At 71.5% G+C, this 14,699-nt stretch carries 18 protein-coding genes; 11 read left to right on the top strand and 7 right to left on the bottom strand.

The features are described 5' to 3' along the window. Positions 1 to 64: 64 nt before the first annotated feature. The 3 genes from ABXS86_RS11700 to ABXS86_RS11710 form a co-directional block, all read right to left on the bottom strand. Positions 65 to 640 carry an HhH-GPD-type base excision DNA repair protein gene (locus tag ABXS86_RS11700; RefSeq protein WP_353664561.1) on the bottom strand — a complete coding sequence of 192 codons (576 nt, stop codon included), beginning with the start codon at positions 638 to 640 and terminating at the stop codon, positions 65 to 67. Between the two features lie 210 nt (positions 641 to 850). After that, positions 851 to 1,132, bottom strand: coding sequence for a hypothetical protein (locus ABXS86_RS11705; RefSeq protein WP_353664562.1), 282 nt, complete (start codon positions 1,130 to 1,132; stop codon positions 851 to 853). Between the two features lie 25 nt (positions 1,133 to 1,157). Continuing rightward, positions 1,158 to 2,489, bottom strand: coding sequence for a glutamyl-tRNA reductase (locus ABXS86_RS11710; protein ID WP_230703813.1), 1,332 nt, complete (start codon positions 2,487 to 2,489; stop codon positions 1,158 to 1,160). A 100-nt stretch (positions 2,490 to 2,589) separates the two neighbouring features. Between ABXS86_RS11710 and hemE the strand changes: the two genes are divergently transcribed. The 10 genes from hemE to hemL all read left to right on the top strand — a co-directional run bounded on the left by hemE (position 2,590) and on the right by hemL (position 11,355). After that, the gene (hemE, locus tag ABXS86_RS11715) at positions 2,590 to 3,627 is read left to right on the top strand and encodes a uroporphyrinogen decarboxylase (protein ID WP_353664563.1); all 1,038 of its coding nucleotides are present in this window, start codon (positions 2,590 to 2,592) and stop codon (positions 3,625 to 3,627) included. Continuing rightward, on the top strand, positions 3,624 to 5,129 hold the full coding sequence (hemG, locus tag ABXS86_RS11720) for a protoporphyrinogen oxidase (protein WP_353664564.1): 1,506 nt from the start codon (positions 3,624 to 3,626) through the stop codon (positions 5,127 to 5,129). Before hemE ends, hemG begins: the two co-directional genes overlap by 4 nt. Positions 5,130 to 5,240: 111 nt before the next feature. Then, entirely contained in the window at positions 5,241 to 5,642 is a 402-nt protein-coding gene (locus tag ABXS86_RS11725) for a hypothetical protein (RefSeq protein ID WP_144831593.1), read from the top strand. A gap of 4 nt (positions 5,643 to 5,646) precedes the next feature. After that, entirely contained in the window at positions 5,647 to 6,057 is a 411-nt protein-coding gene (locus ABXS86_RS11730) for a phage holin family protein (RefSeq protein ID WP_144831596.1), read from the top strand. Beyond that, positions 6,047 to 6,325: a hypothetical protein gene (locus tag ABXS86_RS11735; protein ID WP_307207050.1), complete on the top strand. Its 279-nt coding sequence runs from the start codon at positions 6,047 to 6,049 to the stop codon at positions 6,323 to 6,325. The genes ABXS86_RS11730 and ABXS86_RS11735 overlap by 11 nt, the downstream gene beginning before the upstream one ends. A 127-nt stretch (positions 6,326 to 6,452) precedes the next feature. Next, a complete protein-coding gene (gene hemQ, locus ABXS86_RS11740; protein WP_144831601.1) occupies positions 6,453 to 7,124 on the top strand; it encodes a hydrogen peroxide-dependent heme synthase in 672 nt (223 codons plus the stop codon). After that, positions 7,121 to 8,119: a hydroxymethylbilane synthase gene (gene hemC / locus ABXS86_RS11745; RefSeq protein WP_353664565.1), complete on the top strand. Its 999-nt coding sequence runs from the start codon at positions 7,121 to 7,123 to the stop codon at positions 8,117 to 8,119. The genes hemQ and hemC overlap by 4 nt, the downstream gene beginning before the upstream one ends. Then, positions 8,116 to 8,931 carry a uroporphyrinogen-III synthase gene (locus ABXS86_RS11750; protein WP_144831607.1) on the top strand — a complete coding sequence of 272 codons (816 nt, stop codon included), beginning with the start codon at positions 8,116 to 8,118 and terminating at the stop codon, positions 8,929 to 8,931. Before hemC ends, ABXS86_RS11750 begins: the two co-directional genes overlap by 4 nt. Next, positions 8,928 to 9,911: a porphobilinogen synthase gene (gene hemB / locus ABXS86_RS11755; protein WP_353664566.1), complete on the top strand. Its 984-nt coding sequence runs from the start codon at positions 8,928 to 8,930 to the stop codon at positions 9,909 to 9,911. Before ABXS86_RS11750 ends, hemB begins: the two co-directional genes overlap by 4 nt. Positions 9,912 to 10,014: 103 nt before the next feature. Beyond that, on the top strand, positions 10,015 to 11,355 hold the full coding sequence (hemL, locus tag ABXS86_RS11760; protein ID WP_353664567.1) for a glutamate-1-semialdehyde 2,1-aminomutase: 1,341 nt from the start codon (positions 10,015 to 10,017) through the stop codon (positions 11,353 to 11,355). A gap of 243 nt (positions 11,356 to 11,598) precedes the next feature. On the opposite strand, the gene ABXS86_RS11765 is transcribed toward hemL, so the two are convergent. From ABXS86_RS11765 to ABXS86_RS11775, 3 genes are all read right to left on the bottom strand, one after another. Then, entirely contained in the window at positions 11,599 to 12,096 is a 498-nt protein-coding gene (locus ABXS86_RS11765; RefSeq protein ID WP_353664568.1) for a hypothetical protein, read from the bottom strand. A 284-nt stretch (positions 12,097 to 12,380) separates the two neighbouring features. After that, on the bottom strand, positions 12,381 to 12,653 hold the full coding sequence (locus ABXS86_RS11770) for a hypothetical protein (protein WP_353664569.1): 273 nt from the start codon (positions 12,651 to 12,653) through the stop codon (positions 12,381 to 12,383). A 2-nt stretch (positions 12,654 to 12,655) separates the two neighbouring features. Further along, on the bottom strand, positions 12,656 to 13,033 hold the full coding sequence (locus ABXS86_RS11775) for a hypothetical protein (RefSeq protein ID WP_353664570.1): 378 nt from the start codon (positions 13,031 to 13,033) through the stop codon (positions 12,656 to 12,658). Positions 13,034 to 13,059: 26 nt separating this feature from the next. Between ABXS86_RS11775 and cofD the strand changes: the two genes are divergently transcribed. Continuing rightward, on the top strand, positions 13,060 to 14,025 hold the full coding sequence (cofD, locus tag ABXS86_RS11780) for a 2-phospho-L-lactate transferase (protein ID WP_353664571.1): 966 nt from the start codon (positions 13,060 to 13,062) through the stop codon (positions 14,023 to 14,025). Between the two features lie 13 nt (positions 14,026 to 14,038). On the opposite strand, the gene cofC is transcribed toward cofD, so the two are convergent. After that, positions 14,039 to 14,674, bottom strand: coding sequence for a 2-phospho-L-lactate guanylyltransferase (gene cofC / locus ABXS86_RS11785; protein ID WP_353664572.1), 636 nt, complete (start codon positions 14,672 to 14,674; stop codon positions 14,039 to 14,041). Between the last annotated feature and the right edge of the window lie 25 nt (positions 14,675 to 14,699).

The raw sequence follows: 14,699 nt of genomic DNA on the forward strand, positions 1-14,699 counted from the left end.
GGGCGGGCCGCCGAGGAACGAGCCGAATCGGTCGACTGAAGCTTCATCGCCCGCGCTGACTGAGTCAGCCCTTCTCTTGCTTCGCCGCGGCCTTCGCGGCGCGCTTGTGCTCGCGCACCTTCGTCAGTGACTCCGGGCTCACGATGTCGGCCACCGAGCGGAACGAGCCGTCCTCGCCGTAGGGTGCGGAGGCCTCGCGCCACCCGGCGCCGTCGAAGCCGCGCTGCTTGCCGAGCAGGGCGAGGAAGATCTTCGCCTTCTGCTCGCCGAAGCCCGGCAGGGCCTTCAGGCGCTTCAGCACGGTCTTGCCGTCGGGGTCGTCGCGCGTCCAGAGGTTCTCGGCGTCGCCGCCCCAGTCCTGCTCGATCGCCGCGCACAGCGCCTGCACCCGTCCCGCCATCGACCCGGGATAGCGGTGCACGGCGGGCGACTGCGAGAACGCAGCGGCGAACTCGTCGGGATCCTGATGAGCGATCGCACCTGCGTCGACCGACCCCGTGCGCTCCTGGATCTTCAGCGGGCCCGCGAACGCCGTCTCCATCGCGACCTGCTGGTCGAGCAGCATGCCGATCACCAGCGCGAGCGGATTGGTCGACAGTAGCTCGTCGGCGGCCGGGTCGTCGGTGATGCGCAGGCTCATGCGTTCATTCTCCCGCGCACCCGAGCGCGCGGGGCGCTCGCGCGCTCTACGGCGCGCTCGGCGGGAGTCGACTGTGCCCGAAATCGCCGAGACTGCAACTCGCTGACGAAGGGGGCGTCATCCTGCGCCGGAGATGTCAGCGAGATGCAGTCTCGCGGTCTCCGCGACCTCGCGCTCCGTGACCCGGCACCCGCGCCCCCGGTTGTGCGCTCAGGCGGGTTCCGCGATCCACTTGCGGGCGAAGGGCACGGCATCCATCTCGAGCAGATCCTCGGTCGCCTCGCTGATCTGCACCTCGAAGTGCGCGACGCTCCCCGGCTTCAGCCGCTTCACGAGCGAGCCGTCGACGCGGCGGATGACCGTCTCGGTCACCGAGGGCGCGTCGTCGTCGATGTGCAGAAGGCCGAGGGCGAGGGTGGCGATCCAGCGCAGCGCGTTGCCCCGGCGGGGTTCGCCCGCGACGACGTAGACCTCGGATGCCGGAGTGCTCACGGCATCCATCCTGCCCGAGGGGGAGTCAGCCCGCGTCGGCGATCTCCCCGCGCGCGGGAGCGGCGGGCTCGGCCACCTCGATGCCGAACAGGGCCGACAGTGCGTCGATGTACTCGTCGGCGCGGCCGGTCTCGGCGAGCTGGTGCGCCCGTGTGGTCGGGGTGTGCAGCAGCACGCCGACGAGGTGGCGCAGGGCCTGCTCGGTCTGGCCGTTCTCGTCGCCGCGGGCGCGCACGCGGGCGACCTCGGTGTCGAGCACCCCGAACACGTGGGCGCGCAGGGCGACGACGGCGGGGGTGATGTTCTTGCGCTCGCCGACCGAGGTGAAGCGACGGGCGGCGTCGCGCACGAGGTCGCGCGCGGCATCCGTGGCCTGGAGCTCTTCGAGCGGGGCGTGCAGGCGGATGGTCTCGAGGTCGAGCAGGTCGACACCGGGCACCGTGGCCACGTCGGGGTCGACGTTGCGGGGCAGGCCCAGGTCGATCACGAGGCGACGCGCGGTGTGGTCGACGGGGCATACGCCGGTGCTGTCGTCGACGGCGGTCTCGTAGGCCCCGCGTCCGGCGGCGAAGGTCGCGGCGCTGACGACGTGGTGCTCGCTCGTGGTGCAGGTGATGACCAGGTCGGCGTGCGCGACGGCCGAGGGGAAGGTCTCGGCCGAGATCGCGCGCAGCCCGTGCTTGGCGGCGAACTTCGCGGCGCGACCCGAGGGGGAGTGCACCGAGATGTCTTCGGCTCCCTGGTCGCGCAGGGCGGCGACGGTGGCGGCGGCGTAGGCACCGGTGCCCACGAGCAGCACGCGCAGGGTCGACCAGTCGGCGATGCGGCTGTCGGCGAGCTCGAGGCCCAGGCGCACGAGCGAGCGACCGGCGCGACCGATCGCGGTGTGGTTCTTCACGCCGCGCTGCGCCTCGGAGGCGCGCTGGAACAGGCGCTCGAGTTCGGCGGAGGTGGTGCCGAGCTGACGCGACTCGGTGAGTGCGCGGCGCACCTGACCGGCGATCTCGCCCTCGCCGACGACGACGGATTCGAGACCGGATGCCACCGAGAACAGGTGCTCGGCCACGTCGTCGCCGCCGAGCACGGTGTACGACCCCTCGAGCTCGCTCGCGGGCACGCCGGTGGCGGCTTCGATCGCGCTCAGGGTGGCGTCGATGCCGAGGGCGACGGCCGCGGTGACGGGCTCGTCCATGTCGACGTAGGCCTCGAAACGGTTGCAGGTCGCGACGACGACGGCACCCTGCACGAGGTCGTCGTGCGCGGCGATCAAGGGGGCGACGGGGGTGCTGGGTACGCTGAGCCGCTCGAGGAGCTCGAAGGGCGCGGTCTTGTGACTCGCGCTGACGCACAACAACACGTGGATATTCTACGCCCGGCCTCCTCGGGGTATTCCGGGTGGCCTCTCGACGTCAAGGCATCCCCCTCGCGCTCAGGGGTCGGATGGGAGGATGGATGCCATGGCCACACCCGACGCGCCCCTTCTCCGTGCCCTCCGCGGCGACCGTCCCGAGCGCCAGCCCGTGTGGTTCATGCGCCAGGCGGGTCGCTCCCTTCCCGAGTACCGCGAGCTGCGGGTGGGCACGCGCATGCTCGACGCGTGCCTGACGCCCGACCTCGCCGCCGAGATCACGCTGCAGCCCATCCGTCGACATGACGTGGATGCCGCGATCTTCTTCAGCGACATCGTGGTGCCGTTGCGACTGGCCGGGGTCGACGTGGTCATCGAGCCGGGGCGCGGTCCGGTGTTCGCCGATCCCGTGCGCACCGCCGCCGACGTCGAGCGCGTCACCTCGATCGATCCGGCCGAGGTCGCCGCCGCGGCCGACCCGATCCGCGAGGCCGCCCGCCGGGTGACGGCCGAGCTGAGCGACCAGGTGCCGCTCATCGGCTTCGCCGGCGCTCCGTTCACGTTGGCCGCGTACCTCGTCGAGGGCGGTCCCTCGAAGGAGCACCTGCGCGCCCGCGGCATGATGCACGCCGATCCGCAATCGTGGCACCGTCTCGCGGGGTGGCTCGCGAAGGCGTCGCGGGCGTTCCTCGACGCGCAGATCGAGGGCGGCGCTCAGGCCGTGCAGCTGTTCGACTCGTGGGCGGGATCCCTCTCGACCGCGACCTTCCGCGAGTTCATCGCGCCGCACTCCACCGAAGCGCTCGAGGGCATCGAGGTGCCGCGCATCCACTTCGGCGTCGGCACGGGCGCGTTCCTCGACGACATGCGCCTGGGCGGCCTGGCCGACGCCGTCGGCGTGGACTGGCGGATGCCGCTCGACGAGGCGGCCGCGATCGTCGGCCCCGACGTGACGCTGCAGGGCAACATCGACCCCGCGCTCCTGGGGGCGCCGTGGCCCGTGCTGGCCGCCCACGTCGACGACGTGCTCGCGCGCGGACGCGCGGCCCGTGCCCACGTGCTCAACCTCGGTCACGGCGTCCCGCCCGACACCGACCCCACGGTGCTGACGCGCATCGTCGCCCGGGCCCACGGAGAAGACGCGTGAGCGAGTCCCTCGACCGGCTCGTGCGCCAGGCCCACGACACGCACGTCGTCGTGATCGGCGGGGGCGTCTCGGGCCTCGTCGCCGCGCGGGAGTGCGCGAAGGTCGGGCTGCGCGTGACGGTGCTCGAGGCGACCGACGTGCTCGGCGGCGTCGTCCGCTCGGCCGAGGTCGGCGGAATGACGCTCGACGTCGGTGCCGAGAGCTTTGCGACGCGCGGCGGAATCGTGCGCGAGCTCCTCGACGAGCTCGGTCTCGCGGGCGAGGTCGTCTCGCCGAATCCGGCCGGTGCGTGGGTCGCGGGCGTGCCCGGGGTCGGGGCGGCGCCCCTCCCGAAGGGCGGGGTTCTCGGCATCCCGGACAATCCCTTCGCCCCCGACGTGCGACGCGTGATCGGCTGGCCGGGGGCGTGGCGCGCCTATCTCGATCGCCTGCGTCCGCCGCTCACGATCGGCCACACGCACAGCCTCGGCAAGCTCGTGGGCTCGCGCCTGGGCTCGCGAGTGCTCGACCGTCTCGTCGCGCCGGTCACCAGCGGGGTCTACTCCGCGCGGCCCGACGATATCGACGTCGATCTCGCCGCTCCCGGCCTCAACGCCGCGCTCACGCGCGTCGGGTCGCTCACCGGTGCGGTGGCCGAGCTCCGCGCGAGCCGCCCCGCCACGCGCCCGGCCGACGCTCCGGCATCCGACGTGCCCGTCGCGACGGGTGCGGGCAAGGCCCCCGCGCCGGGCGGCGCCGTGCAGGGGATCGTCGGGGGCATGTCGCGCCTGGTCGACCGGCTCGTCGAGGTGCTCGATGAGGCCGGGGTCGAGCTGCGCCGCGGTGTGGCCGCCGAGAAGCTCGAGCGCACGAGCGACGGCTGGGCGGTCGTCACCTCGGTCGACGAGAAGCCGCTCGCCGCACGCGCGGTGCTCGTCGCCCTCCCCGAGGGGCCGGCCCGCGAACTGCTCGCCCCCGTCGTGAAGGGCCTCGAGCTCGGCGACCCGATCGCTCCCGTCGTCGAGGTGGTGACTCTGGTGGTGAACGCTCCGGTGCTCGACGCCGCTCCGCGCGGAACCGGAGTGCTCACGGTGCCGGGCAGTCACGTCGCGAAGGCGATGACGCACTCCAGCGCCAAGTGGGACTGGGTGCGCGACGCGGCCGAGCCCGGCGTGCACGTCGTGCGCGTCTCGTTCGGCGCGCAGGGCGAGGAGCCCGCCACGGCCGCGCTCGACGACGACGCCGCCGCCGACCTGGCGCGCACCGAGGCCGCAGCCATGCTGGGGGTGGAGCTGCCGGCATCCGCCCTGATCGACTCCCACCGGGTGCGGTACGTGCAGTCGCAACCCGCGGCCACGATCGGGCGCGCCGCCGCGACGTCGGCCGCGCGCGCCGCGGTCCGCGCCGTGGACGGCCTCGGGGTCACGGGTGCGTGGGTGTCGGGCACGGGGCTGGCGCAGGTCATCCCCGACGCGCGCGACGAGGCCGACCGCGTGCGCAGCGCCGCTCTCTGGCGCAGCTGAGCGCCCTCGCCCTCGTGCATGGGCGTCGTGCTGTCAAGGGCGGATGCCGGATGCGGCATACGTGACTACTGTGAGAGTCGACCAGCACTCGATCGAGCGTGAGGAGACCCCATGAGGGGCAAAGCAGCACTCGTCGTCGGACTCGTGGCGGGCTACGTGCTCGGAGCACGCGCCGGCCGCCAGCGGTATGAGCAGATCAAGACGCAGGCCGGCAAGGTCTGGGACCAGCCCGTCGTGCAGGGACAGGTGGAGAAGGTCAAGGCGTTCGGCGTCTCGGCCCTGAAGTCCGTCCCCGGCGTGGTGTGGAAGGGCGCGAAGTCGGTCACCGGTGCCGCCAGCGGCTCGGGCACCGTGCAGGAGCGCGCCGAGCGCGCCGGTCGCGCCGCGAAGCAGTCGGCCCACGAGGTCGCCGACGTGGTCGAAGACTCCGTCGACGACGCCAAGCGCGCCGAGAAGTCCGCCACCACGCGCGCCAAGGCCGCTCAGGGTGGTTCCGGCGCATCCGGGAGCTGACCGCATGACCACTCCCCGCGGATTCCGCGATCGTTCCGACGACAGCCTGTTCACGCTGATCGGGGACATCCCCGAGCTCGTGCGCAACCTCGTCGTCGCCGAGATCAACGGTGCCAAGGCCTGGGCGCAGCGCACGGCGAAAGATGCCGGGATCGGCGCCGGCTGGTTCGTGGGCGCCCTCATCGTGGTCTTCTGGGCCATCCCGGTGTTCTTCGCCTTCGTCATCGCCGGGCTCTCCTCGTGGTGGCCGGTGTGGTTGTCGGCGCTCGTCGTGTTCGCGGTGATGATCGTGATCACGGCGATCCTCGCTCTGCTCGGGTACCTGCGGTTCAAGAAGCTCGCGAATCGCGAGAACCCCGGCACGGCCATCTCCGAAGACGTCCGCATCGTGAAGGAGGCCCGCGATGAGTATTGATCGCCCCGTCCCCGTTCCCCGCACCGCGGTCCCGCTGGGCATCACCGACCCCGTGAAGTCGGCCCGCGCCGAACTCCGCGCGGCCTTGGCAGCGATCGAAGTGAAGGCCAACGCCCCGCGTCGCGCGAGCGAAGCCGTCGAACGCAAGGTGCAGGAGATCCGCACCAAGGCGCAGCAGAACCCCGAGGTGGCCATCGCGGCCGTCGCCGGCGCAGCGGCCCTCGTGGGCCTCGCCGTCTGGGGCCTCGTGCGCGCCTACACGCGCTGATCCGTCTCGAAGCGGCCCGTGTCCTCTCGGACCGGGCCGCTTCGGCGTTCGCGCGGGGAGTCCTGCGGTGCTTCACCGCCGAGTCAACGGGTTTGGACCCCCGCCCCGACGAGACGAGACTAGGAGCATGTCCGATGACAGCTCCTCTTCCGTCTACACGCTCTGGGCCGTGTTCCGCCGCGACCCCGAGAACCCCGTCGTCGCCTCCGAGGCGACCGAGCTGGCCGACCTGGTCTCGCTCATCGAGGCCGACGGCGTCACCGTCCGCGGCTTCTACGACGTCAGCGGCCTGCGCGCCGACGCCGACCTCATGGTCTGGCTGCACGGCGAAGACCCCCAGGCGCTGCAGCGCGATCTGCGCCGCCTGCGCCGCACCGAGCTGCTGAAGAACCTCCTGCCCACGTGGAATGCGATGGGCGTGCACCGCGACGCCGAGTTCAACCGCTCGCACGTGCCCGGCTTCCTCCGCGGCATCGAGGCGCAGCAGTGGCTGTGCCTCTATCCCTTCGTGCGCAGCTACGAGTGGTACCTGCTGCCCGAGGCGGAGCGCCGCGAGATGCTCATCGAGCACGGCAAGAAGGGCTCCGCCTACAAGGGCGTCATCGCCAACACGGTGGCCTCGTTCGCCCTCGGCGACTACGAGTGGCTCCTGCCGATGGAGGCCGACGTGCTCACCGACCTCGTCGACATGATGCGCGACCTCCGCTACACCGAGGCCCGACGTCACGTGCGCGAGGAGGTGCCGTTCTACACGGGCCGTCTGGTCTCCCTCGACGAGATCCCCGAGATCCTCCAGTGAGCGCACCTCTGCGCCTCGGCACCCGCCGCAGCACCCTGGCGATGGCGCAGTCGCAGATGGTCGCCGACGCCGTGGCCGCGGCATCCGGTCGCCCCGTCGAACTGGTCCCGATCGTGTCGGAGGGCGACGTCAACCGCGCGTCGCTCTCGCAGCTGGGCGGACGCGGCGTCTTCGCCAACGGTCTGCGCGAGGCGCTCGCCGCCGATCGATGCGATTTCCTCGTGCACTCGCTGAAAGACCTGCCGACGCAGCAGCCCGACGGCCTGGTGATCGCCGCGACCCCGGTGCGTGAAGACGCTCGCGACGTCGTCGTGACGCGCGACGGTGTTCCCCTGGGCTCTCTCGCCCCGGGCGCGCGGGTGGGCACGGGTTCGCCCCGCCGCATCGCGCAGGCCCTGCGGCACAACCCGCGCCTCGACATCCGCGACATCCGCGGCAACGTCGACTCGCGCCTCGCGCGCGTGCGAGACGGCGAACTGGATGCCGTGATCCTCGCCGCCGCCGGCTTGTCGCGGCTCGGGGGAGACCTCGGCGGTCTCGAGGCCGAGGCTCTGGGCCTGTCGGAGTGGCCGACGGCTCCCGGGCAGGGATCGCTGGCCGTCGAGACGCGCGCCGACGTCGACCCCGAGATCCTCGCGGCCCTCGCGCAGCTCGACGACGAGGACACCCGGGTCGCGATCACCGCGGAACGCACGGTGCTCTCGGCCCTCGACGCCGGGTGCAGCGCCCCCGTCGGCACGCACGCCTCGCTCACCGAGGGTGATCTGCGTCTGCGGGCCGTGGTCTACGCGCTCGATGGAACGCAACGGATCGGCATCGACCGAACCGTGCGTCTCTCGCCGGGGTATGGTGGGGAAACGGGCAGTGGCAATGGAGCGGATGCTGCCGACGACGGGGGAACGATCGCGCGAGCGGCGCGAGCGGGCCGAGAAGCCGCGCGTCGGTTGCTCGAACGTGGGGCGGCCGACCTGGTACCACGAGAGTCGACCACATGAATGAAGGCCACTGGAACACGCCGAACCCCTCGACGGGCGGCGTGCCCAAACCTCTGTCCGGTCGACGCGTGCTCGTGCCGCGCGGAGGCCCCTGGGGCGACGGTGTCGCCGCCAGCCTGCGCCAGCTCGGAGCCGTTCCGGTCATCGCTCCGCTGATCAACTTCGCGCCGACGAACGACCAGGCCACCCTCGACCAGGCGCTCGCCGACCTCGCCGACGGCGCGTTCGACTGGCTGACGCTCACCAGTGCCACCACCGTCGACGTGCTCTACGCCTACAAGGCCGTGATCCCCGCGCAGACCAAGGTCGCCGTCGTGGGCGAGACCACGGCCGCGGCGATGCAGGCCGTCGGCTACCACGTCGACCTCGTGCCCGAGCGTGACAACTCCGCTCAGGGCATGGCCGAGCAGATGATCGCGATCGAGACCGAGCCGCGCAACGTGCTGACCCTCCGCAGCGAGATCGCCAAGCCCGTGCTCACGCGCCTGCTCATCGAGGCCGGTCACAACGTGCGCAGCGTCGTGGCCTACCGCACGGTGGGCGTGCCCGTGACCGAGAAGATCGCGGCCGACGTCACCTCGGGTCGCATCAACGCCATCCTCGTCACCAGTGGCTCGGTCGCGGAGCAGGTCGTCGACCAGTTCCCCGAGATCCCGGCATCCACCGTCATCGCCGCCATCGGCCCTCGCACCGCCAAAGACGCCAAGCGCGCCGGTCTGAGCGTCGACGTGGTGGCCGAGACCCAGACCGTCGACTCCCTCATCGAAGCCGTCGCCCGCTTCCCCCTGCACTCCGACGAATCGACCTCATGAGCTTCCCCGAGCACCGCCCGCGGCGCCTGCGCCGCACCCCCGCCGTCCGTCGTCTCGCGCGCGAGACCCACCTCGTGCCCTCGCAGCTCGTGCTGCCGATGTTCGTGCGCGAGGGCATCACCGAGCCGAGCCCGATCGGTTCGATGCCCGGCATCGTGCAGCACTCGATGGACTCCCTCCGCCGCGCCGTCGCCGAGGCCGCCGAGCAGCGCATCGGCGGGGTGATGCTCTTCGGTGTGCCCGAGGTGCGCGACGCGGTGGGTTCCGGCGCCGACGACCCGAACGGCATCCTGAACCGCGCCACCCAGGCCGTGGTGGCGGAGGTCGGCGATGCGGTGGTCGTGCAGACCGACCTGTGTCTCGACGAGTTCACCGATCACGGGCACTGCGGCGTCCTCCGTGACGACGGGGCCGTCGACAACGACGCGACCCTCGAGCGCTACACCGCCATGGGTCTCGCGCAGGCGCGTGCGGGCTCGGCGATGCTGGGGCTGTCGGGGATGATGGACGGCCAGGTCGGCGCGGTGCGCGAGGCGCTCGACGCCGAGGGCTTCACCGACACGTTGATCCTCGCCTACTCGGCGAAGTACGCGGGGGCGTTCTACGGCCCGTTCCGCGAGGCCGTCGACTCGCAGCTGAAGGGCGATCGCCGCTCGTACCAGCTCGACCCCGGCAACGGTCGCGAGGGCGTGCACGAAGCGCTGCTCGACGTCGAAGAAGGCGCCGACGTCGTCATGGTCAAGCCGGCGCTGCCGTACCTCGACGTACTCGCCGATGTGAAGGCCTCGGTCGACGTGCCCGTGTGGGCGTACCAGGTGTCGGGCGAGTACGCGATGGTCGAGGCCGCGGCGGCCCACGGCTGGATCGACCGCCAGGGCGCGATCATGGAGAGCCTGCTCGGCATCCGTCGCGCCGGTGCCGACGCGATCCTGACGTACTGGGCCGTCGAGGCCGCCCGCTGGCTCCGCGCCGAGCTCTGAGCTGTCTCCTCTCACGCGTGAGGGGTCCCTTCTCGTCGCCTGGCCGGCGTCGAAGCGACACTTTTCGACCCCTCACGCAGGGGCGCCCGGAAGAATGGATGCCATGACCGATCTCAACGACCAGTGGTTCGCTCGCGCCAAGGACGTCATCCCGGGCGGCGTGAACTCGCCCGTGCGCGCGTACGGCTCCGTGGGCGGCACGCCGCGGTTCGTGCAGTCGGCGTCCGGCCCTCGGATCACGGATGCCGCGGGTCGCGAGTACGTCGACCTCGTCGCCTCGTGGGGTCCGGCCCTGCTCGGCCACGCGCACCCCGAGGTGGTCGGGGCGGTGCAGTCCGCGGCATCCCGAGGTCTGTCCTTCGGTGCTCCGACAGGGGCCGAGGTCGAGCTGGCCGACCTCGTCGCGCAGCGCGTGCAGGTCGGAGACCTGAAGCCGATCGAGAAGGTGCGACTGGTGTCCACGGGCACCGAGGCGACGATGACGGCGATCCGTCTGGCGCGCGGTGTGACCGGTCGCGACCTGCTGATCAAGTTCGCCGGGCACTACCACGGCCACTCCGACGGCCTGCTGGCCGCCGCCGGATCGGGGGTCGCGACCCTCGCGCTGCCCGGGTCGGCGGGCGTTCCCGCGCCGATCGCCGCGCAGACGCTCGTGCTGCCGTACAACGACCTCGACGCGGTGCGGGAGGTGTTCGAGGTGCACGGCGAGAACATCGCCGCGATCATCGTCGAGGCCGCCTCGGCCAACATGGGTGTCGTCCCGCCGCTCCCCGGCTTCAACGCCGCCCTCGCCGACATCGCGCACAGCCACGGATCCCTGTTGATCATGGACGAGGTGCTCACCGGATTCCGCGTGCACCCCGCCGGTTTCTGGGGTCTGCAGGCGTCGCAGGGTGAGCGCTACCTGCCCGACATCCTCACGTACGGCAAGGTCATCGGCGGCGGCATGCCGCTGGCGGCGCTCGCCGGTCGCGCCGAGATCATGGACCACCTCGCGCCCCTCGGCCCCGTGTACCAGGCGGGCACGCTGTCAGGGAACCCGCTGTCGGTGGCCGCGGGCCTCGCGACCCTGCGCCTCGCCACTCCCGAGGTCTACGCCGCGGTCGACGCCGCGGCCACGCAGGTCGCCGATGCGCTGGACGCTGCGCTGACGGCCGAGGGCGTGGTCCACGCCGTCCCGCGCGCGGGCTCGCTGTTCGGCGTGGCGTTCCTGCCCGAGGTGCCCCTCGACTACGCCACGGCCCTCACGCAGCAGTCGTACCGGTACGCCCCGTTCTTCCACGCGATGCTGAATGCCGGGGTCTCGCTGCCCCCGAGCGTGTTCGAGGCCTGGTTCCTCACCGCCGCCCACGACGAGGTCGCTCTCGACCGCGTGCTCGAGGCGCTGCCGGTCGCGGCGAAGGCGGCCGCGGAGGCGCTGGACCCGACGCTGCTCGCGCAGTAGCCGGGATCATCCTCGAGGAGGAAACGTTTCGTCCGTTGCGATGATGTGCGACGGATGCCGTGCGGCGAGGCTGGAACCATGCTTCCCGCACCTCCCGCACCGTCCGCCCTCTCGTCGCTGTTGTCGCGACTCGCGGCGTGGTGGCCGACGTCGATGGCCCCGCGTCGGCGTCGCGCGACGTGGCGGCCGCTGCGTGGCCGCGCCTGAGTCAGCGCCACGTCCAGTCGCGAAGCGCGCTTCTCCTCAGCCTTCGTCGAGGAAAAAGAAGGGCTCGACGAATTTCCCGCGCGTGGTGATCGGCGAATCCGGGGACTCCAGCGCACTCTGAAGCGTCAGTTGCACCTGCTCGACAAGCGCATTCAGCGTCGGGGGCAGCGACGCGGACGGATCCTGCTCGGCGAGTTGCTCGATGATCACCACGGGACGACCGTCAGGGAGTGAAGCTCGGGCCACCTCGAGGAGGACGACCTCAGGCGGGAGGACGATCTCCTGTTCGGAGGGGTGGGTCGAAAACGGTTCGATGTCGCGTCCGGTGCGGGTGACGATGGCAGCGATAGCCGGTGTCGAGAAATTCTCCGTTGCGATCCGCGGATCTCTCCTTGTCGCGGTGACACCCCGAGTCCAGCGCGCCGGTGCGAGTCTCGGAATCGACGGGAGTCCGTGAAAAACGATCCCCGTGTACTTCGGGAGACGCTCGAGCGCCTGCAAAAACCGGAGCGCCGCTTGTGCCGTGTCACTCATGCGCGATCACCAGGGCTTGGAGGCTCGACGTCGTCGAGGAAGTCATCCGGAAACTGTTCGGGATCCCCGTCCGCGCTCTCGACCCGGGAGAGCGGCGCGGCACAGTCCGGAGAAGCCCAGCTCCCTCATTCATCAGAGCCCGCAACTCACTCAGGAGGTCCCCGAGTTTGCCGCACGAGCGCAGCATGCTCCGTTCTCGACTGCTGTCAGACACGGCGGACCCGCTAATCGGCGAGCGATGGCCCGTTCCGGCAGCGTGTCAGTCCGCTGCGGGTTCCCCTGCTCTAGCGCCACGTCCAACTGAGGAGGTCCCGCAGCGCGCGGGTGCCGGAGTCACCGATATCCGGATGAGCGGCTGCAATCTCGCGGGCCTTCCTGTCTGCCCACGGCATGAGATCCGCTGCATCGGCGTCAGGACGGATAGCGTCCAACTCGGCAATGACTGCTTCCACTTCGACTCTCGCCGCCGAGTCGGCAATGGCCCCAGGATGCTTGCCCGGGATCGAGGATCCGGGCTTCCAGATGTACGCAACCAGCGCGTCGTCCAGGGTCGTCATGATTACCTCTCGAAGATCGTGCGCGTTGCGCCGGTACTGGGATCGATGGCTACGATCCGGGTCACGTCGGGATTGGACTGAAGCGCGCCGAGTTCACGAGTTTCCCAGATGTTGCCTGGGCGCATACTCGAGCCTAGGACGACGTGCACCTCGCCGCTTGCTGCATCTGCGTACCTGCGAGAGATCTCGCCCCAAGCCTCCTCCGCGCCCGGCTCGCCCCACTTCGGCATGGCGATGCCATTGTCAGCAAGGTACATCTCGAGTGTCGTTGCCTCGTGTTGTCGAGCAAGGCCCGCAGCAATTCCAGATGTGAGAACTCTCATGTTCGCGCCGTTCGTGCTGGGGACGCCGGGGTGACGTGTCTCGCCGACGGCGCGCACTCCACATTGGGTGGAAGACTGAACCAATGCTTCTCTCGCAGCCTCGTGTCGTCGTCCTCGCCGGTGGAGTCGGGGGGTCGAAGTTCACCCTCGGCGTCCGCGCCGCCCTCCGCCGGCTGAACGCCCCCGAGGCCACCGTCGTCGTCAACACGGGCGACGACCTCTGGCTCTCCGGCGTGCGGCTCCAGCCCGACGTCGACTCGATCACCTACGCCCTCGCCGGAGTCAACGACACCGAGCGCGGCTGGGGCCGAGAGGGCGACACGGAGCGCGTCAACGAAGAACTGCAGGCGTGGGGCGCGGGCTGGCCGTGGTTCACGCTCGGCGACCTCGACCTCGGAACGCACCTCGCGCGCACGGGCTGGCTGCGCGACGGACTCACCCCGACCGAGGTGCTCGCGCGCATGGCGCAGCGGTGGCCGCTCGGCATCCGGATGCTCCCCATGACCGACAGCGAGGTCGACACCCACGTGCTGCTCGACGACGGCGGGCGCCTGCACTTCCAGGAGTGGTGGACGCGCCACCGCGCGAAGCTTACGCCCCGCGCCTTCGAGAACCCCGGTATCGCGGATGCCGTGCCCGCCCCTGGCGTCGCCGAGGCCATCGCGGCGGCCGACGTCGTCCTGATCGCACCGTCGAACCCCGTCGTGTCGATCGGTCCGATCCTGGCGGTTCCCGGGATCCGGGATGCCGTGCGGCAGACGTCGGCGAAAGTGGTCGGCGTCTCGCCGATCATCGGCGGGCGGGTCGTGCGCGGCATGGCCGACGTGTGCCTGACCGCGATCGGGGTCGAGACCTCCGCCGCGGCCGTCGCCCGGCACTACGGCGCGCGGTCGGCGGACGGCGTGCTCGATGCGTGGTTGCTCGCCGAGGAGGACGCGTCAGCGGCACCCGAGGTGGAGGCCGCGGGGATCCGCGCCCTCGTCGCCCCGCTGTGGATGCGCGACGAGGCGACCTCGGCCGCGATCGCAGAGGCGGCGCTGGGGGCCTGAGGCTCCGGCCGGCTCAGGCCGCAGCAGCCGCCAGCACCGCCGACGTCCGCGGACCCACGCCCAGCGCCACGGCCTCGGACAGTTGGGCCGCCGTGTCGACGTCGCGGTGCAGTGTCGAGTCGCGCTCCACGGCGAGGTCGGTGCAGCCGAGCAGGCGGTGGCGCGCGGCGGAATCGGGCCCGAAGGCCGAGACCCACACCGCCCCGGCGCGAGCGGTGACGAGCGTGGAGCCCGTGCCCTCGGCATCCGGGACCAGACCCCGTTCGACGGATGCCGCGAGCTCGAGCGCGGCGTCGAGATCGGCGGGGCGCAGGGCGGGGACGTCGCCGAGCAGGGCCGCGCGCGGGACGCCGACTCCTGCCGCCTCGGCGCCGAGGGCGATGGCGGCGTCGAGGCCACGGGTGTCGCCCTCGGGCACGACCTCGATGGTGCGCGAGCGACGGAACTCGGAGCGGACGCCCTCGTCGTCGGTCACGACGATGACGCGCGACACCAGATCGGCGGCGGACGCGGCGGCGATGGTGTCGAGCGCGATGGCGCGCGCGAGGGCCTCGCGGTCGGTGCCGACGTCGGTGAGTCGGGTCTTGCCGACCGCGGCGGGCTTGACCGGCACGACGATCGTCCAGCCGGAGGTGTCAGGAATGCTCATCGCCTCCATTGTGTGCCGGGCATGC

This window comes from Microbacterium sp. che218, from assembly GCF_040436305.1.
Lineage (GTDB): Bacteria > Actinomycetota > Actinomycetes > Actinomycetales > Microbacteriaceae > Microbacterium > Microbacterium algihabitans.